This window comes from Microvirga pudoricolor (assembly GCF_016892705.1).
GTDB lineage: Bacteria > Pseudomonadota > Alphaproteobacteria > Rhizobiales > Beijerinckiaceae > Microvirga > Microvirga pudoricolor.
Genome location: NZ_JAFEMB010000007.1, coordinates 112,344 through 135,261 on the forward strand (window position 1 = coordinate 112,344; position 22,918 = coordinate 135,261).

Sequence of the window (22,918 nt, forward strand, 5' to 3'; positions counted from 1 at the left end):
TTAACGATGAGCTATTGGTTGGGAACCCTCTGTTTATTTGTTCGTTCTCAAGGTGTTCACTCGAATTGAGGGCCAGCCGACAGGCTCGGATGTGCTGCAGATTTCGCGGCGGGAAAGAGTGTGGCCTTAACGCCGAGGAATGACGATGCGCGTGTTGATCCTGGAAGACGACCCTTTCATCGCACTCGATCTGCAGTCACTCGTGGAAAGCGACGGCCACGAGGTTCTGGGTACCTACGCATCGGTGGCGGAGGCGGCCGAGCACCTGGAAGACGGCTTCGATTACGCTCTGCTCGATATTGACGTAGCCGACGGCAAGAGCTTCGCCATAGCGGCCGAACTCAAGGAACGTGGGATTCCCTTCGCGTTCGTCTCGGCCTCTAAGCCTGGCGATGTTCCCGGCCATCTGCGAACGGCTGCTTTCATCTCGAAGCCGTTCGAAGAGGAAGCCGTTCTGAGCAGTATCGAACGACAGACCCTTGCCTGACGCCGAGTCCGGCCTAAACCCGAACCATGACTCAGTCCCGCATCGGCTTCTGCTGCAAATACGTACCCCAAGATGGCGACGCCGAGGCATCGAGGGCCCTCAATGTCGGGGCCGTCACCATGGCCTATCTCGGGCGCCTCGACCCCAAAGCAGCCTTCGATAAGCTCTCCTCCGTCGTGATGCACAACCTCTCGGCTTTTCACCGTCAGGTGGAACATGTCGGTGGAAGGCCCTCGCTCGAGCGCCTGCACCGCCTCTCCAGCGGTCTGCTGCCGGGCTACACCCATCCGACCGCGCAGGATTATTATCGCGATCCCGACCTGCGACGCCTGATCGAGACGGGTCTCGCTTCGACCGGGGCCCTGGCCCGCGAGCGTGGCGTAAGGCTCAGCATGCATCCCGGCCAATTCTGCGTCATCACGTCTGCGAACGAATCTGCCCTGCGCAATGGGGTGGCGGAGTTCGAATATCATGCCGAGGTGATGGCTCTCATGGGCTATACGGGTGGATGGCACCCGGACGGGGCGCATATCAACATCCACGGGGGCGCGCGAGCCATGGGAGCCGAGGGCTTCCGGAAAGGGCTCGCCGCACTGTCCGAGCAGGCACGAAACCTCATCACGGTCGAGAATGACGAGGTCAGCTACGGCCTCGACGACCTGCTGCCGCTCGCCGATGCGCTGCCCATCGTCCTCGACCTGCATCATCACTGGATTCACAGTAGGGGCGAGTACATCCTCCCCGACGATCCCCGGATCGAGACCATCAAGGCGTCCTGGAGGGGGGTGCGGCCCCTGAGCCATATCAGCGTGTCGCGGGAGGAATTCCTGCCCGACCCGGACATCCAGGTTCGGCCGGATTTCGCGGTCCTGGCTGCGGGTGGCGTGAAGGCGAAGGATCTGCGGGCCCATTCGGACCTGATGTGGAACGAGGCTTTGAACGATCTCGTGGCCGAGCACCTCGCCTGGACGGATTTCGAGGTCGAGGCGAAGATGAAGAACATCGCGTCCGAGGGCCTCGCCCATCACGTGACCGCCCGATGGAAGCGGGATGAGCGCATCCCGGCCTGATCCCTACCCGTCGACGCCGGATGGCCGCTACTTCGTGGTCCGCGGCCGCCTCTGGCGCTGCTCGAACCCGAACCTCGATCCCCAGGAGCGCGACACGCTCGTGCGCGACCTCATGCGGGCTCGCAGGGCGGTCGGCGCGGCCCAGAAATGCAACGACGAGGAGGCGCTGAAAGCAGCGAGATCCGATGTGGATCGCGCCAAGCGCGGCTTGGGAGAACGAGGACCGGTCTGGTGGACGGATGGCGCGCCGGACCTCAATCGGCATCTCGTCAAGAACACTCCCTACGCGGCCTGGTATGGGACCCACCATCCCCAAAGCCGCCCGTGATGCCTCTCTACCCCTGAGCTTTTCGTATGAACGGAATGGTTAATGGCGCGTCGCAACGGAACACACGGCTTCCTTCGGCGTTGGCGAAGATCGTGTTCGAGTTCAGTGTAGATGACCGACGATACGCCCGCGATACTTCTGGTTGAGGATGAGCCTCTCATTCGCCTTTTCCTGGCAGAGCTTCTGGAAGAAGCTGGGTTCAGGGTGGTCGAAGCCGCTCATGCCAATGAGGCCCTTACGATCCTGAACTCCGGCTTGCCCGTGAGCGTCCTGCTGACGGATGTCGATATGGGCCCGGGGCCCGATGGCTATGAATTGTCCCGTACAGTCAATCGATTCTGGCCCGGCACGGAGATCCTCATCATGTCCGGACGGCGGTGGCCCGCCGATGGCGACCTTCCTCCCGGAGCGGCCTTCCTGGCCAAGCCATGCCCCAACGAGGCCGTTGTCCTGCATGTCCGATCGGCCATGACGCGAGCCCTGGGGCAAGAGACCTGTGTCAGGACCGACTGGGCTCCGGAACCCAAGGGAACGGTGGTTCCTTTCCCAAAAACCGCTTGATCTTGTGCGCAAGAGCGCCGGAGCGCCTTGCCGTTGGCTCTGAGCAGCCATAAGCTCCCGCCTGTTGAAACCCTTTCAGGATCAATATCTCGGACCCAAGACGGTTTCGGTTGCGTAGCGGATCTTCCGGCCAAGCCTGAAAACGTCGTCCCTTCCATCCTACCTCGGAGGAACCTATGCCGACCAAGCCGACCGCCGGAAAAGCCGGTGCGACGAAGACCGCCGCCAAGCCAGCCGCCAAGAAGGCAGCGGGCACCAAGGCCGCTGGATCCAACGCTCTTCAGAAGCCGCTCCAACCTTCCAAGGAACTGGCGGTCGTCGTGGGTTCCAACCCCATCGCGCGGGGCGAGGTCGTCAGCAAGATGTGGGAATACATCAAGAAAAACAATCTCCAGAACCCGGAGAACAAGCGCGAGATCCTGGCGGACGACAAGCTCAAGCCGATCTTCGGCAAGGACAAGGTGACCATGTTCGAGATGAACAAGCACCTGGCCCAGCACTTGAAGTAACCCTTCTCGGCCCCCTGAAAGGGCCGACATTTTTGAACGGACCTTCCGCCACTCCTCCAAGGGCGAAAGGTCCGTTTTTTCATCCGGATCCGGAGAAGCTGAACCCCCTCCGGGCGGCCCCAGGGAGCCAACGCCTCGGGGCCCCTCCAAATCGCGTACGGGCCATGCGGATGGGGGCCTTTAGCGGGTCCCGCGATCGGGATATGTAGGCCGATGCTTCCGCCGGACCGAGCCGGTTCCGGGCCGGAGCGATCGTCTGGAGCCATCATGTCCCGCGTCGTTTTTCTCAACGGTACCTTTCTTCCCCTCCAGGACGCCAAGGTGTCCGTCATGGATCGCGGCTTCTTGTTCGCCGATGGCATCTACGAGGGTTACGGGGTGCTGGATGGGCACCTCGTCGACACCGAGGGGCACCTGGCCCGGCTGGAGCGGTCCTTGGATGGGGTCCGGATCGCCAACCCGTATTCCCGCACCGAGTGGATCGAGGCCATGAACGGTCTCATCCACCGCAACAGCATGCGGGAGGGCTTCCTGTACCTGCAGGTGACGCGGGGTGAGGCCGAGCGCGACTTTTTCTTCCCGGACGGCGTCGCGCCCACGGTGGCCATGTTCACCCAAGCCAAATCGATCGTCGACGCGCCGGCTGCGGAAACCGGGATCGCCGTCGTGAGCGTTCCGGACCTTCGCTGGAAGCGGCGCGACATCAAATCCTTGTCATTGCTGGCCCAGGTGCTGGCCAAGCAGGCCGCCCGCGAGGCGGGTGCCGGCGAGGCCTGGATGGTCGAGGACGGCTACGTGACGGAGGGCGGCTCCTCCAGCGCTTTCATCATCACCCGGGATGGAAATCTCGTGGTCCGTCCTCTCTCACACGCCATCCTGCCGGGCATCACCCGCCAGTCGATGCTGCGCTTCGTCGAGGAGACGGGAACGGGAATCGAGGAACGCCTCTTCACGCTGGAGGAGGCCTACGATGCGGCGGAGGCCTTCCTGACCAGCGCCTCCAACTTCGTCCTGCCGATCGTCACCATCGACGGACGGTCCATCGGCGACGGGCGTCCGGGCGCGCGAACCCGCCGCCTGCGCGAGCTCTACATTCAGGCCGCCCGAGCTTCCGCTGGGGTCGCGTGAGGCCGGAACCCTTGCTCCGCTTGGGCCGTTGCCCTCGAAAGGAGCCGAGCCGATGAAACGCATCACTGTCCTGACGACCCTGGCCGCCATGGGATTCGCGGCCTCGGCTTGGGCACAGACGCCTGTCCCTCAGCAGCAGGCGCCCAACATGCCCGCGCCGAAGGACATGCCCGCCGAGAAGGTGGACCCAAGCCTCATCAATCCGACGGAGCCATCCACGACCGGCTCGACGGATAATTTGAGCGAAAAGCTGCAGCAGTCGGACGGCGTGATCCGACCCCCCAATACGGGCACGCCCGATATGCGGGTTCCGGCCCCCGTGCCCAATCCCGGCACCACGCCCGTCATTCCAGCCCCCGGGAGTCCCGGAGGGAACCAAAGCATCGATCCCAAATGACGAAAGCCGCGGAGGATCCCTCCGCGGCTTTTCTTTGAAGCCTGTCTAGTTGGCCGCGGATCGCCGCCGACCGGAACGGGCCGGTTTGGGTTTGGGCTCGCGCATCACCATATCGGCGACTTCGATGATGCGCTGGCGCAGCTCCGCGTTCTCGGCCCTCACGAGATCGCTCTCGGGGGTTCCCTTGCGGAGCGCCTGTAGGACTTTCTCGAGCCGCGCCCGGTCCTCGCGGGAAGCCATGAGCCCACCCTCGAGCGCAGCCTTCTCGGCTTTCAGGATCTCATACTTCTCCGAAAGGGTTCGCAGATCCGCCGCATGGCTCTGGCCGCTGCGGCCGCCCTCGTCTTGAAGCGCCGCGATCCGCGCGTTGGCGGCCGCAAGGGCCATTTCCAGGGCCTGCGCGGCAGCCGCGCGTTCCTCCAGCGAGGTTCGAGCCGCGCGACCCTCTCCGGTGAGAGCTTCGAGCTGGGCCGAGATGGCCGCGATCTCGGCGGATTTCCCGTCGCGCTCCGCCTCGATCTCGCGGATGCGCTGGTCGAGCAGAAGGCCACGCTCCTGCTCGGAGGCCAGGTCCTTGGCGAGGTCGGCGAGCCGTTGACGCTCCTCCCCGAGTTCGGAGCGGCGCTCGCCCAGGGCCCGCTCGAAGTCGTCGCCGCGCGAGGTCTGCGTCATCAGGCGGGTCTCGATGTCGGAGATCGTGATGCGCTTCGCGTCGAGGTCGCTGAGCGTCGCGGTATGGCGGGATTCCAGGTCCGCATGGGCCGATTCCAGGCGCGCGAGCTTGTCCAGGTTGAAGGTGAGTTCGGCCTTGGCCTGGGTCAGATCCGCTTTCGTGCGGTCGAGTTCGGTTCGGGTCGCGGCGAGTTCATCCAGAGTGGTCCGGTGGGCGGCCTCGAGGGCCGTGAGGGTCTCGCGGAGGCCAGACAGGGTGCCTTGCGTCTGAGACAGCTCCTCGCCGGTACCCGCGAGGCGGCTGCGCGTCTCGGACAGGTCGGCCTGAAGGCCCGATATGGATTGATCGCGCTCGGCCAGCAGGGTTTCCAGCGCTTCGATGCGCACGGCGCGGCGACCCAACTCCTCCATGCTCTCGTGCTTGACCGCCATAGCCTCTTCGGCCTTGCGCTCGATGCGGCGCTGCAGAACCGCGAACTCCGCGCGCAGGTGATCCTTGTCGGCGGTGAGTTCGGAGATGGAGAGCGGGAACTGGGCCTCGACCCGGCGGCGCGCCAGTCGTTCCGCGCGGGAATTGATGGCCGGAATGACGAGAAGCGCCAACAGGGATGCCGCGAGGAATCCCAGCGCAAAGATCATGATGGTCTCAATCACGCCCGCACAAACTCCAGGGTGCCCGACCGGACAGGCTCAGGAACCCTGCCACGCGTCCGCACCGCTTGCCAGAGCCCAGCGCTCCGGAATGGCTAGGTTTAGGGCGTAACCCAACGTTTTCCCACCCCGCCGGGTCAGAATTCGCCGGGCCTGGGCAGAACCTCAGAAAGGGTTCCAGGTCGGCTGGTCGGTGAATTTCAGGTAGCCCACATTGATGCCCAACCGCGCGCCGACGCCGGTTCGGATGGGGACCACCACCATGTCGTCCGCCTTGGCCGCCGTGACGCCGAAGCCGCCGATCAGGTAGGCGGAGCCGTCGACCCCGACGAAGCGTCGGTAGAGCGCGTTTACGGCCGGCAGGTTGTAGACCAGCATCATGGTCCGGGCGCCGTCGCCACCCACGTCGAAGCCCAGCGATGGGCCCTGCCAGAAGACCTTGCGCTCTCCGGCGTTTCGGGTGAACAGCTTGCCCTCGCCGTAGCGCACCCCGCCGAAAAAGGCGCCACCCGCCTCCTGCCCGAGGATGTAGCCGTTGGGCTCGCCCCAGCGACGGACGGCCTCCTGCACCGCGAGCGCCAGGCCCCGGGAGGCGGAGCCGAAGAACTGGTGGCCGGAATCGACCAACTCCTCGGGCCGGAAGGAATCAGGAGCGGGCTGCGCCGCGTAGGCCGGCTGCACCCGCGGCGATTGGGCGGCGGCCGGCAGGGCGCAGAGGGTTGCGGCCAAGGCGGCGGCCATGAATGTCAGTCGCGAGCGCATGAGCAATTCCTCTCATGGACGTGGAGCGGGGCTCCAGCGGGGATGTCTTGGCCCAGGGGACCGAGCGCGAGACGGCCATTTAAGGCTATCAACCCTAACAATGTCTGTACGTCAGGTGCTCGACGAGGGCCGGCGAGGGGCTTAAGACCGGCCAAGGGGTCAAAATATGGCGTCACTGGGTTCCGTGAGCGTTTTGGGTTTCGACGTGGGCGTCCTGGGCCCAATGGCTCGCGGGCATTCACTGCGAACACATGGAAGCATTTCCCGCCACCCTCGGCCTTGAGACAGCCGTCATCGGCCCGTCGCGAGGTTGGGTTTAGCGATGCCGGACCTGGCCTTCTTTCGAACCTTCGCCGCCTGCCTCAGGCCGCGATGGCCGGGAGGGCGAGCTTCGCCGCGAGCGCGTGGTCGCCCAGGGCCGCGAAGGGGCCGTTGCGATAGCCGCGGTCCTCATGACCGTAGGTGAGGGGAGACCCGCCGGGGCCGATCACGACTCCACCCGCCCGCACCAGGATGTGGTCGCCGGCCGCGGTGTCCCATTCCATGGTCGGGCCGCAGCGCACGTAGACGTCGGCCTCGCCATCCGCGATGAAGCAGAACTTCAGGGCCGAGGACGCGGCGCGGCGGGTGCCGATGGACAGGGCCGACAGGCACGCCTCCGTCGCGTTGTCGCCGTGGCGGCGGCTCACGAGAGCGGTCAGGTCCTTGTCCGGCGCCGGACGGACGCGAACCGGTTCCCAGTCCGAGGGCACGTCCGCGCCTTCGGACAAGGCTCCCGAATAGGCGGCCTCGCCCGCGGCCCAGACCTTCCCGAGCGCCGGAGCCGAAACGGCGGCGGCGGCCGGGCGGCCCGAGCGGATGAGCGCGATGTTGACGCTGTACTCGCCGGTGCCCCGAATGAAATCGCCCGTGCCGTCCAGGGGATCCACGAGGAAGAACGTGTCGGCCGCCTCGGCCGCGTTCGCGGTCTCCTCCGCGATCACCGGGATTTCGGGCCAGATGGCGTTGAGACGCGCGATGATGAGAGTCTCGGCGGCGTAGTCGGCTTCCGTGGTCGGGGAGCCGTCGTCCTTGACCCGATGGTCGATGGCGGCCTGCTCCATGCGGCGGAGCAGGCGTCCAGCCTCCACGGCGATCTCGGCGAGTTTGAACGCGATGGCGTCCGCGGGGCGGTCTTCGGGCTGCATCCTTTCAGTTGTGCCCTTTGCCGGCGCATCTGTCGACCCTTCTTCGCCTGAAGTCGGTCCCGGTCGGCGGTTTCGACGGCTTTTCAAACCCATCAAGGCCGGGTATCCGAAGGGGAATCGTCCCCACCGCCGAACCGCCGGCCCTCACCCTGGCCGCGACAGGCCCCCCGGAGCCCCCATGGCCACGATCACGCTCGACTCGCTCGACCTCGCCGCCCTTCTCTGCTCGCGCGTCTGCCACGATGTGATTTCGCCCGTGGGCGCCATCATCAACGGCCTCGAGGTGCTGGAGGACGACAACGACGCTTCCATGCGGGATTTCGCCCTGGAGCTCATCGGCAAGAGCGCCAAGCAGGCCTCGGCCCGGCTGCAATTCGCCCGTCTCGCCTTCGGGGCGGCCGGTTCCGCAGGCGCGTCCATCGATCTCGGCGACGCGGAGGCCGTGGCGCGGGGCATGTTCCAGGACGACAAGGTGGCGTTCTCCTGGACGTCGCCGCGCCTCCTGTTCCCGAAGAACAAGGTGAAGCTGCTGCTCAATCTCGTCATGACGGCCACGAGCGCGATCCCGCGCGGTGGCTCCATCGCCGTCACCGTGACGGGAGACGCCGAGACCGGCGCCTTCACCCTCGTTTCGAAGGGCCTGAACGCCCGCATCCCGGCTCACGCGGAAGCCCTCATCGCGGGCGAGCCGGAGAGCGGTACCGTGGACGCCCACGGGGTCCAGCCCTTCTATGCCGGCATGGTGGCGCGCGCCTGCGGCATGAAGGTCTCGTTCGGCATCGAGGGCGATGAGGTCACCATCCGGGCTGTCTCGGCTTAAGGGAGCCGCGCGGCCGTCTCCTCGCCGGCGGAAGCCGGCGGTGGCGGCGTCATGGCGGCCTCCTGCGCGAGCCACCGGCAGAAAGCATCGGCCTTGCGGTTCCGGCGAAGGGGCCGCGCGACCACGTAGGCATGCCCGCTCGGCACGAATCCGAACGGCGCGATGAGACGACCGGCCCGGATGTCGTCGATCACGAGCGGCCAGGGCGCGATGCCGACGCCCAAACCCCCGGTGGCCGCCTCCAACATGTAGTAAAAGTGCTCGTACTCGACCCCAGCGGAACCGAGACCGGATGAACCGGCGCCGGATATCTCGAGCCAAGTCGCCCACGCGTCGCGCCGGGTCGCCGTGTGGAGCAGGGGAGCGCGGGCGAGATCGCCGGGGTGTTGAAACGTCATGCGTTCGGCCATCGCGCGGGACAGGACGGGTCCGAAATTCTCCCTGAACAAAACGTCCGTGACCACATCCTCCGACCGAACCTCCTCGGCGAGCCGAATGGCGACCTCGTAGCGTTCCCGCGCGAAGTCGACGGGCGCATAGGAGGCGCTGAGGCGCACCTCGATCTCGGGGTGCAGATGCCGGAAACGGAACAAGCGCGGGATCAGCCATCGCATGCTGAACGTGCCGGTGCACGAGACGTCGAGCGTACCGCTCTCGTCGTCGCGGACGGATCGAACGCCGGCCTCGATCGTCTCGAAACCTCCACTCAAGAAGGGGAGAAGCACCTGGCCGGCTTCGGTCAGCCGCAGCCCGTTCTTGGGGCCCTCGAACAAGCGGATCCCGAGAACCTCCTCCAGGTGGCGCACATGGCGGCTGACCGCGCCGTGGCTGACGGACAACTCTTCTGCCGCGAGAGTCATGCGGCCAAGACGCCCGGCGGCCTCGAAGGCCAGCAGCGCGTTGAGAGAGGGGAGATTGCGTCGAGCCAAGGGACCACCCAGCCATGTGAAGAAAACGCACATACGTCGTCAGATGTTATCGATTAACATCCCGCGCCCCCGATGTCACAAAGCGCTCCTCAGACTTTCCAACGGGGCGTGCCGTGAGCTTACTGATCTTCTGCGCGGTCCTGCTGGCCGCCCTGATGCATGCTGGCTGGAACGCGGTGGTGAAAGGGGGAGTAGATCGCCTCTCCTCCATGCTGCTGCTGGTCCTGTCGCAGGTAGCCTTCTCGATCGTGCTGATGCCTTTCTTCCCGCTGCCGGCCGCCGCCGCCCTTCCATGGCTCATCGCATCGGCCGTCGTGCACGTGTTCTACAAGCTGACGCTGATCCGGGCCTATGGCGTCGGAGATTTCTCGCAGGTCTATCCGCTCGCGCGCGGGTCGGCGCCCCTCATGGTGACTCTCGTCAGCGTAATGGCGTTGGGCGAAGCGATCACGCCCGCCAAACTGGCCGCCATCCTGCTCATCGGCGGCGGCGTCTGCCTGATGGCGTTTGGCGGACGAGGGGGGTTGTCCATGTCCCGGCACGCGATGGGGCTTGCCTTGGCGACAGGCTGCTTCATCGCGACCTATACGCTGTCGGACGGTATCGGTGCGCGCCATGCCGGAACGGCATCGGGTTTTTTTCTCGCCCTCAACATCATCGACGGCCTGCTGACCTGCGCCTGGGTTCGCGCCACGCGCGGTCCCGCGGTCTTCACGAAGCTCGCCCCGCATTGGCGAGGGGGCATCGCGGCGGGCGCCATGGCGATGGCGGCGTACTGGATCGTGATCTGGGGCTTCACGCAGGCGCCGATCGCGCTCGTCGCGGCGCTGCGCGAAACGAGCGTCCTGTTCGCCGTCCTGATCGCGGTGTTCTTCCTGAAGGAGCGTGTAGGTCCGGGCCGCATCGTCGCGGCGTGCCTCATCGCGGGCGGCGTGGCGCTGATGCGTCTGTGACGATTTAAGCCCTATAGGCCACCAGCACGACGCCCAGCGTAATCAGGACGACACCGATCCAATTGACCGCCGCGAGCCGCTCGCCGAGGAAGATGACGCCGAACAAAGCCACCAGAACGACGCTGAGCTTGTCGACCGGTGCGACGCGGGCCGCATCCCCGAGTTTCAGGGCACGAAAGTAGCACAGCCACGATGCGCCGGTCGCGAGGCCGGACAGGATCAGGAAGAGATAGGTTCGTGCCGCGATGGAACCCGGTGGCTGCCATTGCTGGGTTCCGACCAGAAGGCAGCCGAGAACCAGCACGATGACGATGGTTCGGATGAAGGTCGCGAAATCGGAGTTCACGTTCTCGACGCCAGCCTTGGCGAAGATTGCCGTGAGGGCCGCAAAACCTGCGGACGACAAGGCCCAGAACGTCCATGACTCAGCGAGAGCTTTCATGGTTCTCTCCTGCTCGTTCCAGAACGAAAAAAGCCCGATCGGACGACCGGGCTTCCTCCTGGCTCGTGACGGCCGATGTCAGACCGCGATGCGTTCCTCTGCTTCGTTCGGCTCACGCAGCACGTAGCCGCGGCCCCAAACGGTCTCGATGTAGTTCTTGCCCTGCGACGCGTTGGCGAGCTTCTTGCGGAGCTTGCAGATGAAGACGTCGATGATCTTCAGCTCCGGCTCGTCCATGCCGCCGTAGAGGTGGTTGAGGAACATCTCCTTCGTCAGGGTCGTTCCCTTGCGCAGGGAGAGCAGTTCCAGCATCTGATATTCTTTGCCCGTCAGATGAACGCGCGACGCGCTCACCTCGACGGTCTTCGTGTCGAGGTTGACGACCAGATCGCCGGTGGTGATCACCGACTGCGCGTGTCCCTTCGAACGACGCACGATGGCGTGGATGCGCGCGACGAGTTCATCTTTATGGAACGGCTTGGTCAGATAGTCGTCGGCGCCGAAGCCCAGGCCTTTCACCTTGTCCTCGATGCCGGCCATGCCGGACAGGATGAGAATCGGCGTCTTGACCTTCGCGACGCGCAGGCCGCGCAACACCTCGTAGCCCGACATGTCGGGCAGGTTCAGGTCGAGCAAAATGATGTCGTAATCGTAGAGCTTCCCGAGGTCGATGCCTTCTTCCCCGAGGTCGGTCGCATAAATGTTGAAGTTCTCGGATTTCAGCATCAGTTCGATGCTCTGCGCAGTGGCACTGTCATCCTCGATCAGAAGTACGCGCATGTTTAATCCCCAGCCCTAAGCCCTTGGGCCTCAAGACAGCAACGGCCGCCCACCCACCACAGGGCCTGTGGCGAATGCCCTTTGAAAGTGATTCGCAACGCTAGTTCGGAATGGTTAACAAACCCTGATTCAGCCGCGCAAGCTCTTAACGACCGACTTTCGTCAGCTCGGAGGGGGAGCGAGTCGCGATGTGATTCCAGGGCCACGATTCCGTCTCTGATTTCCTTGTGGAAAAGCTTCTCGCGTGAAGCCTCCGAATGCGCCGCGCAAAACACCGCAGGGGTGCTTTTCCCGGCAGACGCCAGTGTTAAGGAAATCGGTAAGCGAATCGTTAACGGCTGCGGCCCGGATCGGCCCCGAAGGCTCGAATTGTTCCGGATCCGGAAGAAAATTTTCCCGCGACGGCCCTGGGACCCTTGTGCGGTAACAATCGGTCAACTTCCATGGGCGATGGTGACGCAGGCCTGGCGGATGACTGAGCGATCCGGCGGGCCACCCAATTGGCGACGTGTGGAGTTTATCAGTATGAAGTCGCGGGACACGCTCATCCGCCTCAAGCGCTTCCAGGTCGACGAAAAGCGTCGGCGTGTGGCCCAGATCGAGATGATGATCTCCGAGTTCGACCGCATGGCGGCCGATCTCGATCGCGAGATCCAGGCGGAGGAGCAGAAGGCCGGGATCTCGGACCCCGCCCATTTCGCCTACCCGACCTACGCGAGGGCCGCCGCCCAGCGGCGGGACAACCTTCGCCAGTCGGCTCAAAACCTTTACGCCCAGCTCGACGACGCCAAGGCGGAGCTCGGCGAAGCCTTCGAGGAGCTGAAGAAGGCCGAGAGCCTGGAGGACCGGGAGCGGGCCAGCGAGCGCGCCGAGGTCGTGCGTGATCCGTCCATGATCGGACAGGCGATCCACCCGCGCACCATGAGAGCGTCCGCCTAGCCGGAGATTGACGCCTTTTTTCCGATCTGTCCCCTGCGAGGACGCGCCGCCCGGCGCGTTCCTGTCGTTCGAGCGGCGGCCAGGATCGGCACGTGAGGTCCCGCATGCGGGGGCAGATGCCCGGTCAGCCGCGGATCGTCCGCCACCTCGATCGCCTGGCGGTAGGGCTTGAAGCCCGAGCGGATGTAGAAGGGCAGGGCGGCCGGGCTGTCCAGGGTGCAGGTATGCACGTAGAACCGGCGAACCGGCCTGGCGAAGGCCCGACGGATCGCCTCGTTCATGAGCCAGCGGCCCGCACCCTGGCCGATGGCCTCCGGCACGAGACCGAAATAGCCGAGCTCCACCTCGCCGCGGGGGCGGAAATCCAGCTCGAGTAGGCCCAGATCCTCCCGGCCGTCATGGAGCGCGAAGGCCTCGACCCCCGGATCCCGTAGGATTCCAGCGAGTGACTCGTCCGGCATCACGGCCCGGCTGAACCACAGCCAGGGCTCGCCGACCCGAGCGAACAGGCGGCGGTAACGCGCCATGTCGCCGTTGAGGCGCAAGAGGCGCCATCCGGTCGGCCGGGGAAGGCGCTTTAGCCGCGGGCGCTCGAGCATCTCCAGATAGGTCACGATCGTCGCCACCTTGCCGCCCGGCAGATCCGTGTAGCCGTTCAGGTTCAGGGAAATCGGTTCGCGCGCCATCTTTCGACCACAGCTTTCGAATGTCTGTTGCTGAACGCCGATCTTTCACGGCCCCGGCCGGAGGGCAATGCCCCCATGAGACGAAAATCTGAACGACCATGGGCGGGGCTCGTGCTGCGCCGGGGGGCATGGATTCTCCTGCTGGTCTTCGGGTTCGCGGTCGCCCCCCATGCGGCGGCGGTCCTGGCCGCGCGGGATTGCGCGGGGGCGCCCATGGCGCACGGTCTCCAAGTCGGCCACTCGGTCGGCCACTCGGTCGGCCACTCGGTCGGCCACTCGGACGGTCATGGCGTGACCCCAGGGGAGGCGGCTGACGCCTTCCGGCCCTGCTGCGGGTCCTGGTGCGTTTCCCTCCTGTCCCATCCTCCGGCGCTCGTCATGGCGCCGCCAGACCGGCCGAGGATGACTGACGCGCCTGACGTCTTCGCGTCCGTCGTGCGCGACCCCGAGCACCCGCCGCCGCGACGGGGGTGATCGTCCCGACCGACAATCCCGTTTTCATCGAAAGGATCGATTCATGAAGATCGTCGCACTTCTGGCGGCCGCAACGCTGTTCGGCTGGGCCAGCCTCGCCTGTGCCCAGAGCGCCAATCCCCATGCCGGCCACGCGCCCGCGTCCCCGGGCGCCGCTCAGGCCGCAAACGAGGCCGGAGATCAGGCCAGGACAGCCTTCGAGGCCGCCAACACCCGCATGCATCGGGACATGGCCATCGCCTATTCGGGCAACCCGGACCTCGACTTCGCCCGCAGCATGATCCCTCACCACCAGGGGGCCTTGGACATGGCCAGGATCGAGCTCCAGCACGGCAAGGATCCCGCACTGAGGAAGCTGGCCCAGGAGGTCGTGGCAGCCCAGGAAAAGGAGATCGCCTTCCTCCGGGGCTGGTTGAAGAAGCACGCTCCGTGATCCCACGCCGCGCCGGAGCTCGCGCTCCGGCGCTTCCACCTCACGGGCTGTTGTGCGGAGGGCCCCCGATTGTGTCGCCCCGCCGCGTTCCGAGGCCCTTGCGGAGCAAGGTGTTGTGGGGCACACAGAAGGTCCCTCAGGAGGAGACCGACCGCCCCGATGAAAAATGTGCGTGAGTTCCTGTGGCCGATCATCGGGCTTCTAGCGGTCGTCGTGTCGGGTTGGCTTCTGTACCGGGAGCTCAGGGGGCTGTCCCTGGACGACGTGTGGGACAGCCTGAAGGCCGTGCCGACCGAGCGCTACGTCTATGCTGCCCTGTCCACCCTCGTGGCCTATGCGGCGCTCGCCTGGTACGACCGGATCGCGCTGCTGCACCTGGGGGTCCGCCACATCTCGTGGTTCTTCGTATCGGTGACCTCGTTCACCACCTACGCGCTCTCGCACAATATCGGCGCTTCGGTGTTCTCCGGCGCCTTGGTGCGCTATCGGGCCTATTCGTCCAAGGGTCTCAGCGCAGCCCAGATCGCCGTGCTCGTCGCCCTGTGTTCGTTCACGTTCGGACTCGGCACCATCCTGCTCGGCGGTATCGTGCTGACCCTCGACCCGACCCTGCTTCACCGGCTCGAAGATCTTCTGCCCGCGGCGCTCACGAACCCGGCGACGGCCCGTACGGTGGGCATCATCCTGCTCGGCATCGTGGTCCTTTACGCGGCAGGGTCCATCCTGCGCCTGCCGCCCCTCAATATCCGCAAGGCGAAGCTCGAATATCCCCGCCCGGCCATCATGGGGCGGCAGCTCGTGGCGGCGCCCCTGGAGCTGCTGGGAGCGGCGGGCATCATCTATTTCATCATGCCGGCCCATCTGGAACCGAGCTTCATCGTCGTGCTGGCGGTGTTCCTGGCTTCCTTCTCCGCCGCCCTCGTGAGCCACGCGCCCGGAGGCCTCGGCGTGTTCGAACTGGTCTTCCTCACCGCCATGCCGGACATCCCCAAGGCGGACGTGCTGGCGGCCCTCATCATCTTCCGGCTGTTCTACCTGCTGATCCCCTTCGCGCTCTCGCTCGTGGTGATCCTCATGTTCGAGCGCTCCCGCTTGTCCCAAGCCTGGCGCCAGCGCGGAAAGCCGGGCGATCCCGTGCCGCCGACACCGCCCCTGATCTGAGCCCATGCGCGTCCACTGGCGGCGGCTCGCCTTCGGGCTCTCGACCCTGCTGGGCCCGAAGGCACGGGGGTTCTTCATCCCATACCGCTATGCTCAGGGTATCGATGCCGGAAGGGGCTATCCGGCCCTGCGGCCCATCTTCGAGGCGGCGGGCCCTTCCTTCGAGGCTGTGCTGGCCGAGATCCGGCGTCATGAAGAGGCTTTGCGAACAATCTCCGAGCGCGGACCGGCCCGGTTCGATCAGGATTGGTTCCCGGGTCTCGATGCAGCCGCGGCCTACGCCATCGTGCGGCGGGAGCGGCCGCGCCGGATCGTGGAGATCGGATCCGGCCACTCCACCCGTTTCATGGCGCAAGCCGTGGCGGATGGCGGCCTGGCGACGGATTTCACCTGCATCGACCCCGCGCCCCGCGCCACGCTCGCTCGCCTCAGAGTGCGGCATATTCCGGCGCTGCTGCAGGAGGCCGATCCAGGCCTGTTCGCAGGGCTGGAGGCGGGCGACGTCCTGTTCATCGATTCCAGTCACATCGCCATGCCGGGCACGGACGTGGACAGGCTCTTCCTTGACGTTCTGCCCCGCCTCGCGCCCGGGACCCTCGTCCACATCCACGACATCACCCTGCCGGACGCGTATCCCAAGGACTGGGCCTGGCGGGGCTATAACGAGCAATCGTTGGCCGGGGCGCTGATCCAAGGCGGCGGGTACGAGGTGGTCTTCGCGAGCCATTATGTGGCGGCCACGCTGGGCGCGAACGGTCGCTTGGACCTTCCGGCCGTGATCGAGCCGCCATCCGGGGCCTATGAGACGAGCCTCTGGCTGCGCAAGCGCCACGCCTAGCGGGCGAGCCCCGCCTGTGGAACCTGGAATCCCGCCTCCGCGTATTCGTTGAGCTTGTTGCGCAGGGTCCTGATCGAGATCCCGAGGGTTCGCGCCGCGTGGGTGCGGTTGCCGAGGCACCGGTCCAGGGTGCCCATGATGAGCCGCCGCTCGACCTCGGCCAGACTGTGTCCCACCAACTCGCGCACGGCCTCGTCCTGCAGATGGGCCGGAGCCGGAGGTTTGCGGCCCGCGACCGGTCGGTGGAGGGGAGCGGCGTCAAAAGCTGCGTTCACGTTCGAAAAACCTGCCGAATCCGTTGTTCGGCGCCAGTATGGTTAGCGAGGTCTTAACAATTCGTGCAGGCACGCAAAAAGGCGCCGCTCTTGCGAGCCGCGCCTTGTCTTCGCTCGGAAATGCCTATTGGCGATATTGCTGGATGCGCGTCGTGCGCAAGCCGGCGAGACCATGCTGGTCGATGGAGATCTGCCAGCTGAGGAACTCTTCCGTGGTCAGCGTGTAGCGCTGACAGGCTTCCTCGAGGCTCAGGAGGCCACCGCGAACGGCGGCGACAACCTCTGCCTTGCGGCGGATGACCCAGCGGCGGGTGCTGGATGGCGGTAAGTCGGCAATCGTCAGAGGACTGCCGTCGGGCCCGATGACATACTTGACCCTCGGGCGGTGGGGTTCGGTCATGATACGCTCACACAAAAATTCAACGACCTTGTCGCGGATATGTGTAAGCGATGGCGCTTAATGTTTTCCTAAGCCCAAATATGGCTGCCCAAAATGTGCCTTGGTTCGGCCGCAATGGTTAACGATTTGCTCAGCGCTTTCGCGTAAGGCATTGGGATCGTTAGATTTCCGGCAATCCGAGCCATTGGGACGCCGCGGTAAGAATGAGGTTCACGGAGAGGGCGGCCAGGATCACGCCCATGATGCGCCGGAGCACGTTGGTGCCACCCTGGCCGATGACGCCTACGATCTTTTCGCCCAGCAGAAAGATGGCCAGAAGGAGCGAGAGCACCACGGCCAGGACGCCCAGGGTCACGGCTTGGTGCTCGAAGGTGAAGCGGTTGTTGTCCGTCAGGATGATGATCGCCAGCATGGCGCCCGGTCCGGCGACGATGGGCGTCGCCAGGGGATAAATCGCGACGTCCATGGCCCGGCCGCCCCGATCGGCCAGTGCAGCCTTGGCGGCCGGTGGGTCGCCCAGGACCATGTGCAGGGAAAAGACGAGGAGGATAATGCCGCCCGCGATCTGGAAGGAGATCAGCGAGATGCCCATCGCATGGAGCAGAGCCTGTCCGGCGAGCCCGAAGAACACCAGGATGCAGAAGGCGACCGGAACCCCGATGAGGGCCGCCCGGCGGCGTTCCTGCGCGCCCAGTTCGGATGTGGCGCCGAGAAACAGCGATAGGTGGCTGATCGGGTCCAGCATGGCCCAAAGGGTCAGGAATTGCGTGGCCAGGAGGTTCTGGTCGTCCAACATCGTGCGTACGCGCCCCTATCGGTTCGGGGCGTCATAGCCCAAGCGCCGGCGGGAGGCGACGAAGAAAGAGCCTCAGCCTTGAAACTCCGCGAGGATGCCTTGGCTCATGTAGGGATGCCCGGCTTCGTTCAGGGCGCGGTCGACGGCCTCGATGGCATGCAGGACGCGAGTCAGCTCGTCGGCCATCTCGACGGAGGGCAGGGGGGCGGCGCCGATCTGGCGGGCCATCTCCCGCCTCCGTTTCACGAGCCCCTCTCGGGCGGTCTTCAGTTCTTCGATCTCGTCCGATGTCATGGCGCTCGTCCGCTTCTGATGGTCCAGGATCAAGCCCTGAGGCGCACGCCCGTTCCATCGTCCATCCAAGCTGGGTCTTTTCGCGGGAAACCCTGGAACATCCCCGCCGCAATGGTTATAACACCCGCTTCACCCACTCCCGTGCGCCGCCTTGAACGGCGCTTCTGGATGGAACCATGCTGAATTCACTCGATCTTCCCACCGATCCGTCGAAGACGCGGGTCGTGGTCGCCATGTCGGGCGGCGTCGACTCGTCCGTGGTGGCCGCGCTCCTGAAGCGCGACGGCTACGACGTCATCGGCATCACGCTCCAGCTCTACGATCAGGGCGAGATGGCCCATCGCAAGGGGGCCTGCTGCGCCGGCCAGGATATCTACGACGCCCGGCGGGTCGCGGAATCCATCGGCATTCCGCATTACGTGCTCGATTACGAAGCCCGGTTCCGGGAGGCTGTGATCGACCGCTTCACCCAGAGCTATCTCAACGGCGAGACCCCGATCCCCTGCGTGGAGTGCAACCGCTCCATCAAGTTCCGGGATCTCCTAGAGACCGCCCGGGACCTCGGCGCCGACATCCTGGCGACTGGCCATTACGTGGCGAGCCGCCGCCTGGCCGACGGCCGACGGGCCCTGCACCGCGCGGCAGACCCCGACCGGGACCAGAGCTATTTCCTTTATGCCACCACGCCCGAGCAGCTCGACCTGCTGCGCTTCCCCCTGGGTGAGCTGCCCAAGGACGACACCCGGGCGCTCGCCCGCGAGTTCGGCCTGACGGTCGCCGACAAGGCCGACAGCCAGGACATCTGCTTCGTGACGCAGGGGCGCTACAGCGACGTGATCGAGCGCCTCAAGCCCGGCGCCGTCCATGGCGGCGAGATCGTCCATGTGGACGGGCGTGTCCTGGGGCGGCACAGCGGCATCGTTCACTACACGGTGGGGCAGCGCAAGGGCTTGGGCCTTTCCGTGGGCGAGCCGCTCTACGTGGTGCGCCTGGAGGCGTCCTCGGCCCGGGTCGTTGTCGGCCCCCGCGAGGCCCTGGCGACCCGCGAGGTGCGCATCACCGACATCAACTGGCTCGGTGACCGGCCCCTGGACGCCTTGGGCGAGGCTGGAATGGAGGTGGCCGTGCGGGTGCGCTCCACCCGCGAGCCGCGCCCGGCGATCCTGCGTCCCTTCGGAACAGGAGCTACGGTCGAGCTGTTATCGGCGGAAGATGGGGTGTCTCCCGGCCAAGCTTGTGTCATCTATGAGAGCGATGCGCCCCGGGCCCGCGTGCTTGGCGGCGGCACCATCGCCCGCAATGAGGCTCAGGCGACGCCAGCGGCGGCCTGAGGCTCGACCAAGGACTTTTCATGACGGCTTCCACCACGGATGGATCGACCACGGCTCTGATGCGCAAGGCTTACGCGCGCTGGGCCCCGGTCTACGACCTCGTTTACGACAAGCTGACCGAACCGGCCGCTCGTGCGGCGGTCAACGCGGCCGTCGCTTGCGGTCCACGCGTGTTGGAAGCGGGCGTGGGAACGGGCCTCTCCCTGGGCTACTACCCGCGCCACGCGGAGGTCTACGGGATCGACCTGTCCGAGGACATGCTGCGCCGGGCGCAAGGCAAAGTGGACAAGAACGGCCTGAGCCACGTCAAGAGCCTCCGGGTCGGCGATGCCACGAAGCTTGAGTTTCCGGACGAGAGCTTCGATGCCGTCACGGCGCAGTTCATCATCACCCTGGTGCCGGAGCCCGAAAAGGCCCTGTCCGAGTTCGCCCGTGTCTTGAGACCGGGCGGTGAGATCGTGCTTGCGAACCATTTTGGCCAGCCGGGCGGCCCCCTGGCGAAGGCGGAGGAGCTTGCGGCGCCCTTGGCGAAGGCCATCGGCTGGAGCTCATCATTCAAAGCTTCCAGGGTCGAGGCCTGGGCCCGGTCGACGGGCTTCATGGACGTGGTGGAGCTCTCGCCACTCTTCCCGGGCGGCTTCTTCAAGCTCATGCGGATCAGGAAGCGGGCTTGAGCGACTCGCGGCGCCCGAGGCTGGTGCCCGAGCTTCTTGTGACCGATCTCGAGGCCAGCCTAGGGTTCTGGCGCGATGCGCTGGGCTTCCGGGTAGTCTATGAGCGGCCGGAGCACGGTTTTGCCTCCATCGACCTCGACGGCGCGGTTCTGATGCTTGAGCAGCGAGACAAGGCTGCCCGCACCTGGGAAACGGGGCCCTTGGACCATCCTCTGGGCCGTGGGATCAACTTCGAGATCGCCGTGGCGGATCTGGATGCGATCCTGGCCCGGCTGGAGGCCAAGGATTGGCCGCTCTACATGGCGCCGGAGGCCCGATGGTATCGAGTGGACCGGCATGAGACCGGCCAGCGCCAGTTCCTCGTCCAGGACCCGGACGGCTACCTCCTCCGGTTGGCGCAGTCTCTCGGCACCCGTCCGATTCCTCTCGCCTGAATATTCAGTCCCGGGAGCCCGTACATCGCCTTGACACCCCCGGCCAACCTTCCCTATATCGCCTTTGCCTGACGTGGGGTTCGCCCCGCATCTTGGGGCGGAGTAGCTCAGTTGGTTAGAGCAGAGGAATCATAATCCTTGTGTCGGGAGTTCAAATCTCTCCTCCGCTACCACCTTCACCAGATTTCGCGCCGATAGAGAGCGAACTGCTTACGTATTGAGCAAGGTTAGGGCGTTCTCTTATAGCGTCTCTTTGTCGTTAAGATAAAAGACCTTGTCATGAATTGTGATGTGACGAGTCTTCGGCGCAGGAAGTGTCTCGGAAAGTTTTGCAATTAATTTCTGTCTTATGGCCAGTGTAGAGACAGAAACATCCTTTGCTCAGACAGTTCATCATTGCGAAGAATTGTAAAAGAATGCAGGCTTCGATGGTTCCGAACGCCTGTCGATCTATGAAATATTGGAATTGCGAGCCAACTGCGTCTTCGCGTGTCTAAAGTGATCTATGAAGCTGCTCTACTTGGTATAAATCTTTTTCGACGCTCTTAAACAACCATTCTCGAAAAATGATCAAAGATGCACTTTTGGCTTGTTCTCTCCAGAGAAAATAATAGGAGCGTGGATCGGAGTATACTTGAGGGAACGGATAGATTAGTCTTCCTGATTCAACATGATCTTTCACTACCAAGCAGTCGACAATCGCTATACCAACTCCTTGAACTGCGGCCTGATAAGCCAACGCTGCATTATCGAGTTCGAGAACGCTTTTAGCGTCGGCGTCAGTCAGACCCACTAGGTCGAGCCATTTCTTCCAAACATTTGGGCTACCACGAGATAAAATCAGTGTTTGGTTCAACAGGTCTCTTGGGCGCTGAATCTTTGCCTTGATGGTAGGGCTGCAGGCTGGGCGAAACTTGATCGGGGCTATAAGTTCTGCATTGCAGTCTGACCATTCCCCATGACCAGTTCGAAAAGCACAATCGAATTCATTGCGTCGGAAGTCGACTGACTCGCTTGAGGTTGTAATCAACTGCACTTCGATCCGTGGATGCTGCGCTTTAAACTCCGCCAGTTTGGGCAGAAGCCAATGCATGTTGAATCCATAGTAACCAGAAAATCGAACGACCGGTCGAGACGCCGGTGAGGATAGCTCACGCGTCCCATTCTCCAATTGATCGAGAACGCGCGTCACGACCTGAAAATAACGCTCTCCGTCCTCGGTTAGTTGAATGAGGCGAGGCAAGCGAGCAAACAATCTTAGATTGAGTGCTTCTTCCAAGGTTCTTATCTGTTTACTGACGGCTGCTTGAGTGACGTGAAGTTCCGCTGCGGCACGCGACATGCTCGATAGACGTGCCGAGGCTTCGAAGGCTCTCAGGGCATTAAGAGGCGGAAGAACACGAACCATATGTGAATATACATAACTTTTAGTAATGCGTCGAGTTACGAATTCTCGTTTGTCACGGCACGGGGCCGATGAAATCGTTAATCAAGCCAGTTGGTAACGCTGTTCCTGCAAACCCACTCACAGGAGCAGCGTTTCCAAAATAAAAGATTATGTGACGGAGGAATGCGCCCATGAAGATCGGTTGTCACGCGGCTGCCTTGCAAAAGGTGCGCAAGGCTCCGTACCACGAGGCGATCGAGAACGCCGGGAAGTTAGGCTTCGAGGGACTCGAGCTCATAGCGATGGACCTCGCGGAGCTCAATGACTATTACACGGACGAACGCTGTGCCGCCTTACGGGCTCAGGCCGAAAATAACGATCTCGTCATCAGTCAGTTCGCTCTCTATTCCACGGCATGCGAGGGGATGGCGAGCCTCGATCCGAGCGAGAAGGAACAAGGCCTCAAGGCCTTTTTTCGCGCCGCCGATGTCTGCGGGAAGCTTGGTTGCGGCATTGTCAATCTCGTCGCTCATTGGCCCGTCGGCCTGACGTGCCCGCACCCATATCCTCCCTCATACATTCACCCGATCGGTAGAGGCATGATGAGCACACCATCTCCCAAGATGGTGATGAAAATCCCGCAGCCCTTCGACGCGGATGCCATATGGGAAAACTATGTGGATTCTCTCGCCCAAGTGACGAGATACTGCGAAGAAAAAGGCATCAAGTTCGCGCTCGAGGGGCACGCTCACGTCATCGTATCCGGCACGGATGCCATGCTGCGTCTGTTCGATCGGATCCCGAGCAAGGCCCTCGTCATCAATTTCGACACGTCGTGGCACTTCATCCAGCGCGAATACCTGCCAATGTCGGTCTATAAGTTGAAGGACCGGATCGGCCACGTTCATCTCAGGGATTCAGATGGTCTTCTGTTCTACGGGGCCCCAGTCGGACAGGGCATCATCGATATGCGCGGTCTGATCCAGACGCTCAGGGAAGTCGGATACGACGGCTTCCTGTCGTTCGAGTACAGCGGTTTCGAGGACTACCTTGGCGTAGCGGGCCAGTCGAAGGATTACATCGAACGCATTCTCGAGGAGCACACGATCGCACCCTGACT

Annotated in this window: 29 protein-coding genes, 1 tRNA gene and 1 pseudogene; 19 read left to right on the forward strand and 12 right to left on the reverse strand. The window is 64.1% G+C overall.

The genetic code is table 11. The features are described from left to right. Window positions 1–145 precede the first annotated feature (145 nt). The 7 genes from ILT42_RS19835 to ILT42_RS19865 all read left to right on the forward strand — a co-directional run bounded on the left by ILT42_RS19835 (window position 146) and on the right by ILT42_RS19865 (window position 4,480). Window positions 146–487, forward strand: a complete 342-nt coding sequence (locus tag ILT42_RS19835; protein WP_204217624.1) for a response regulator — start codon at window positions 146–148, stop codon at window positions 485–487. A gap of 26 nt (window positions 488–513) precedes the next feature. Further along, the gene (locus tag ILT42_RS19840; protein WP_204217625.1) at window positions 514–1,557 is read left to right on the forward strand and encodes an apurinic/apyrimidinic endonuclease family protein; all 1,044 of its coding nucleotides are present in this window, start codon (window positions 514–516) and stop codon (window positions 1,555–1,557) included. After that, window positions 1,538–1,885 (forward strand): hypothetical protein, encoded by a 348-nt coding sequence (locus ILT42_RS19845; RefSeq protein WP_204217626.1) that lies wholly within the window; start codon window positions 1,538–1,540, stop codon window positions 1,883–1,885. The genes ILT42_RS19840 and ILT42_RS19845 overlap by 20 nt, the downstream gene beginning before the upstream one ends. A 111-nt stretch (window positions 1,886–1,996) precedes the next feature. Next, window positions 1,997–2,446 carry a response regulator gene (locus ILT42_RS19850; protein ID WP_204217627.1) on the forward strand — a complete coding sequence of 150 codons (450 nt, stop codon included), beginning with the start codon at window positions 1,997–1,999 and terminating at the stop codon, window positions 2,444–2,446. Between the two features lie 176 nt (window positions 2,447–2,622). Next, the gene (locus tag ILT42_RS19855) at window positions 2,623–2,955 is read left to right on the forward strand and encodes an SWIB/MDM2 domain-containing protein (protein WP_204217628.1); all 333 of its coding nucleotides are present in this window, start codon (window positions 2,623–2,625) and stop codon (window positions 2,953–2,955) included. A 267-nt stretch (window positions 2,956–3,222) separates the two neighbouring features. Further along, complete coding sequence (locus ILT42_RS19860; protein ID WP_204217629.1) at window positions 3,223–4,083, forward strand: D-amino-acid transaminase; 861 nt, start codon at window positions 3,223–3,225, stop codon at window positions 4,081–4,083. Between the two features lie 52 nt (window positions 4,084–4,135). Further along, window positions 4,136–4,480, forward strand: coding sequence for a hypothetical protein (locus tag ILT42_RS19865; protein WP_204217630.1), 345 nt, complete (start codon window positions 4,136–4,138; stop codon window positions 4,478–4,480). A gap of 45 nt (window positions 4,481–4,525) precedes the next feature. Here the strand turns inward: ILT42_RS19865 and ILT42_RS19870 are convergent, their stop codons facing one another. The 3 genes from ILT42_RS19870 to cysQ form a co-directional block, all read right to left on the reverse strand. Continuing rightward, window positions 4,526–5,791 (reverse strand): coiled-coil domain-containing protein, encoded by a 1,266-nt coding sequence (locus ILT42_RS19870; RefSeq protein WP_204217631.1) that lies wholly within the window; start codon window positions 5,789–5,791, stop codon window positions 4,526–4,528. 177 nt (window positions 5,792–5,968) lie between these two features. Next, window positions 5,969–6,565, reverse strand: a complete 597-nt coding sequence (locus ILT42_RS19875; RefSeq protein WP_204217632.1) for a DUF1134 domain-containing protein — start codon at window positions 6,563–6,565, stop codon at window positions 5,969–5,971. A 362-nt stretch (window positions 6,566–6,927) separates the two neighbouring features. Beyond that, a complete protein-coding gene (gene cysQ / locus ILT42_RS19880; RefSeq protein ID WP_204217633.1) occupies window positions 6,928–7,752 on the reverse strand; it encodes a 3'(2'),5'-bisphosphate nucleotidase CysQ in 825 nt (274 codons plus the stop codon). Window positions 7,753–7,930: 178 nt separating this feature from the next. Between cysQ and chpT the strand changes: the two genes are divergently transcribed. Further along, window positions 7,931–8,572 (forward strand): histidine phosphotransferase ChpT, encoded by a 642-nt coding sequence (gene chpT, locus ILT42_RS19885; RefSeq protein ID WP_204217634.1) that lies wholly within the window; start codon window positions 7,931–7,933, stop codon window positions 8,570–8,572. Here the strand turns inward: chpT and ILT42_RS19890 are convergent. Then, window positions 8,569–9,501: a LysR substrate-binding domain-containing protein gene (locus tag ILT42_RS19890; RefSeq protein WP_204217635.1), complete on the reverse strand. Its 933-nt coding sequence runs from the start codon at window positions 9,499–9,501 to the stop codon at window positions 8,569–8,571. The two genes, chpT and ILT42_RS19890, sit on opposite strands and share 4 nt — an antisense overlap. Before the next feature lie 113 nt (window positions 9,502–9,614). Here ILT42_RS19890 and ILT42_RS19895 point away from each other — a divergent pair, with 113 nt between their 5' ends. Further along, window positions 9,615–10,454: an EamA family transporter gene (locus tag ILT42_RS19895; protein WP_204217636.1), complete on the forward strand. Its 840-nt coding sequence runs from the start codon at window positions 9,615–9,617 to the stop codon at window positions 10,452–10,454. Window positions 10,455–10,458: 4 nt separating this feature from the next. On the opposite strand, the gene ILT42_RS19900 is transcribed toward ILT42_RS19895, so the two are convergent. Together ILT42_RS19900 and ctrA are read right to left on the reverse strand one after the other, a co-directional pair. Continuing rightward, window positions 10,459–10,896, reverse strand: coding sequence for an EamA family transporter (locus ILT42_RS19900; RefSeq protein ID WP_204217637.1), 438 nt, complete (start codon window positions 10,894–10,896; stop codon window positions 10,459–10,461). 78 nt (window positions 10,897–10,974) lie between these two features. Beyond that, window positions 10,975–11,676 carry a response regulator transcription factor CtrA gene (gene ctrA / locus ILT42_RS19905; RefSeq protein WP_204217638.1) on the reverse strand — a complete coding sequence of 234 codons (702 nt, stop codon included), beginning with the start codon at window positions 11,674–11,676 and terminating at the stop codon, window positions 10,975–10,977. Between the two features lie 525 nt (window positions 11,677–12,201). Between ctrA and fliJ the strand changes: the two genes are divergently transcribed. Further along, entirely contained in the window at window positions 12,202–12,615 is a 414-nt protein-coding gene (gene fliJ, locus ILT42_RS19910; RefSeq protein WP_204217639.1) for a flagellar export protein FliJ, read from the forward strand. Here the strand turns inward: fliJ and ILT42_RS19915 are convergent. Further along, on the reverse strand, window positions 12,612–13,301 hold the full coding sequence (locus ILT42_RS19915) for a GNAT family N-acetyltransferase (RefSeq protein ID WP_204217640.1): 690 nt from the start codon (window positions 13,299–13,301) through the stop codon (window positions 12,612–12,614). The two genes, fliJ and ILT42_RS19915, sit on opposite strands and share 4 nt — an antisense overlap. 75 nt (window positions 13,302–13,376) lie before the next feature. Here ILT42_RS19915 and ILT42_RS19920 point away from each other — a divergent pair, with 75 nt between their 5' ends. The 4 genes from ILT42_RS19920 to ILT42_RS19935 all read left to right on the forward strand — a co-directional run bounded on the left by ILT42_RS19920 (window position 13,377) and on the right by ILT42_RS19935 (window position 16,207). Then, window positions 13,377–13,775, forward strand: coding sequence for a hypothetical protein (locus tag ILT42_RS19920; protein ID WP_204217641.1), 399 nt, complete (start codon window positions 13,377–13,379; stop codon window positions 13,773–13,775). 43 nt (window positions 13,776–13,818) lie between these two features. Continuing rightward, window positions 13,819–14,208 carry a CopM family metallochaperone gene (gene copM / locus ILT42_RS19925; protein ID WP_204217642.1) on the forward strand — a complete coding sequence of 130 codons (390 nt, stop codon included), beginning with the start codon at window positions 13,819–13,821 and terminating at the stop codon, window positions 14,206–14,208. A 159-nt stretch (window positions 14,209–14,367) separates the two neighbouring features. Then, entirely contained in the window at window positions 14,368–15,369 is a 1,002-nt protein-coding gene (locus tag ILT42_RS19930) for a lysylphosphatidylglycerol synthase domain-containing protein (RefSeq protein WP_204217643.1), read from the forward strand. Window positions 15,370–15,373: 4 nt separating this feature from the next. Next, entirely contained in the window at window positions 15,374–16,207 is an 834-nt protein-coding gene (locus ILT42_RS19935; protein ID WP_204217644.1) for a class I SAM-dependent methyltransferase, read from the forward strand. Here the strand turns inward: ILT42_RS19935 and ILT42_RS19940 are convergent. The 4 genes and pseudogenes from ILT42_RS19940 to ILT42_RS19955 form a co-directional block, all read right to left on the reverse strand. After that, window positions 16,204–16,434, reverse strand: a pseudogene (locus tag ILT42_RS19940) (helix-turn-helix domain-containing protein); the annotation flags it as partial. The gene ILT42_RS19935 and the pseudogene ILT42_RS19940 overlap by 4 nt on opposite strands. Window positions 16,435–16,606: 172 nt before the next feature. Then, entirely contained in the window at window positions 16,607–16,882 is a 276-nt protein-coding gene (sciP, locus tag ILT42_RS19945) for a CtrA inhibitor SciP (RefSeq protein WP_204217645.1), read from the reverse strand. A gap of 160 nt (window positions 16,883–17,042) precedes the next feature. Next, a complete protein-coding gene (locus ILT42_RS19950) occupies window positions 17,043–17,678 on the reverse strand; it encodes a MarC family protein (RefSeq protein WP_204217646.1) in 636 nt (211 codons plus the stop codon). Window positions 17,679–17,750: 72 nt separating this feature from the next. After that, the gene (locus ILT42_RS19955; RefSeq protein WP_204217647.1) at window positions 17,751–17,972 is read right to left on the reverse strand and encodes a hypothetical protein; all 222 of its coding nucleotides are present in this window, start codon (window positions 17,970–17,972) and stop codon (window positions 17,751–17,753) included. A 179-nt stretch (window positions 17,973–18,151) separates the two neighbouring features. Here ILT42_RS19955 and mnmA point away from each other — a divergent pair, with 179 nt between their 5' ends. The 4 genes from mnmA (at window position 18,152) to ILT42_RS19975 (ending at window position 20,584) form a co-directional block, all read left to right on the forward strand. After that, window positions 18,152–19,303, forward strand: a complete 1,152-nt coding sequence (gene mnmA / locus ILT42_RS19960; protein WP_229428810.1) for a tRNA 2-thiouridine(34) synthase MnmA — start codon at window positions 18,152–18,154, stop codon at window positions 19,301–19,303. A gap of 20 nt (window positions 19,304–19,323) precedes the next feature. Beyond that, the gene (locus ILT42_RS19965) at window positions 19,324–19,977 is read left to right on the forward strand and encodes a class I SAM-dependent methyltransferase (protein WP_204217649.1); all 654 of its coding nucleotides are present in this window, start codon (window positions 19,324–19,326) and stop codon (window positions 19,975–19,977) included. Beyond that, window positions 19,974–20,411, forward strand: a complete 438-nt coding sequence (locus ILT42_RS19970) for a bleomycin resistance protein (RefSeq protein ID WP_204217650.1) — start codon at window positions 19,974–19,976, stop codon at window positions 20,409–20,411. Before ILT42_RS19965 ends, ILT42_RS19970 begins: the two co-directional genes overlap by 4 nt. A 96-nt stretch (window positions 20,412–20,507) precedes the next feature. Continuing rightward, window positions 20,508–20,584 (forward strand) — tRNA-Met (locus ILT42_RS19975). A gap of 320 nt (window positions 20,585–20,904) precedes the next feature. Here ILT42_RS19975 and ILT42_RS19980 read toward each other — a convergent pair. Then, window positions 20,905–21,819, reverse strand: a complete 915-nt coding sequence (locus ILT42_RS19980) for a LysR substrate-binding domain-containing protein (protein ID WP_204217651.1) — start codon at window positions 21,817–21,819, stop codon at window positions 20,905–20,907. 170 nt (window positions 21,820–21,989) lie between these two features. On the opposite strand from ILT42_RS19980, the gene ILT42_RS19985 reads away from it, so the two are divergent. Further along, the gene (locus ILT42_RS19985) at window positions 21,990–22,916 is read left to right on the forward strand and encodes a sugar phosphate isomerase/epimerase family protein (protein WP_204217652.1); all 927 of its coding nucleotides are present in this window, start codon (window positions 21,990–21,992) and stop codon (window positions 22,914–22,916) included. The last annotated feature ends 2 nt before the right edge of the window (window positions 22,917–22,918 follow it).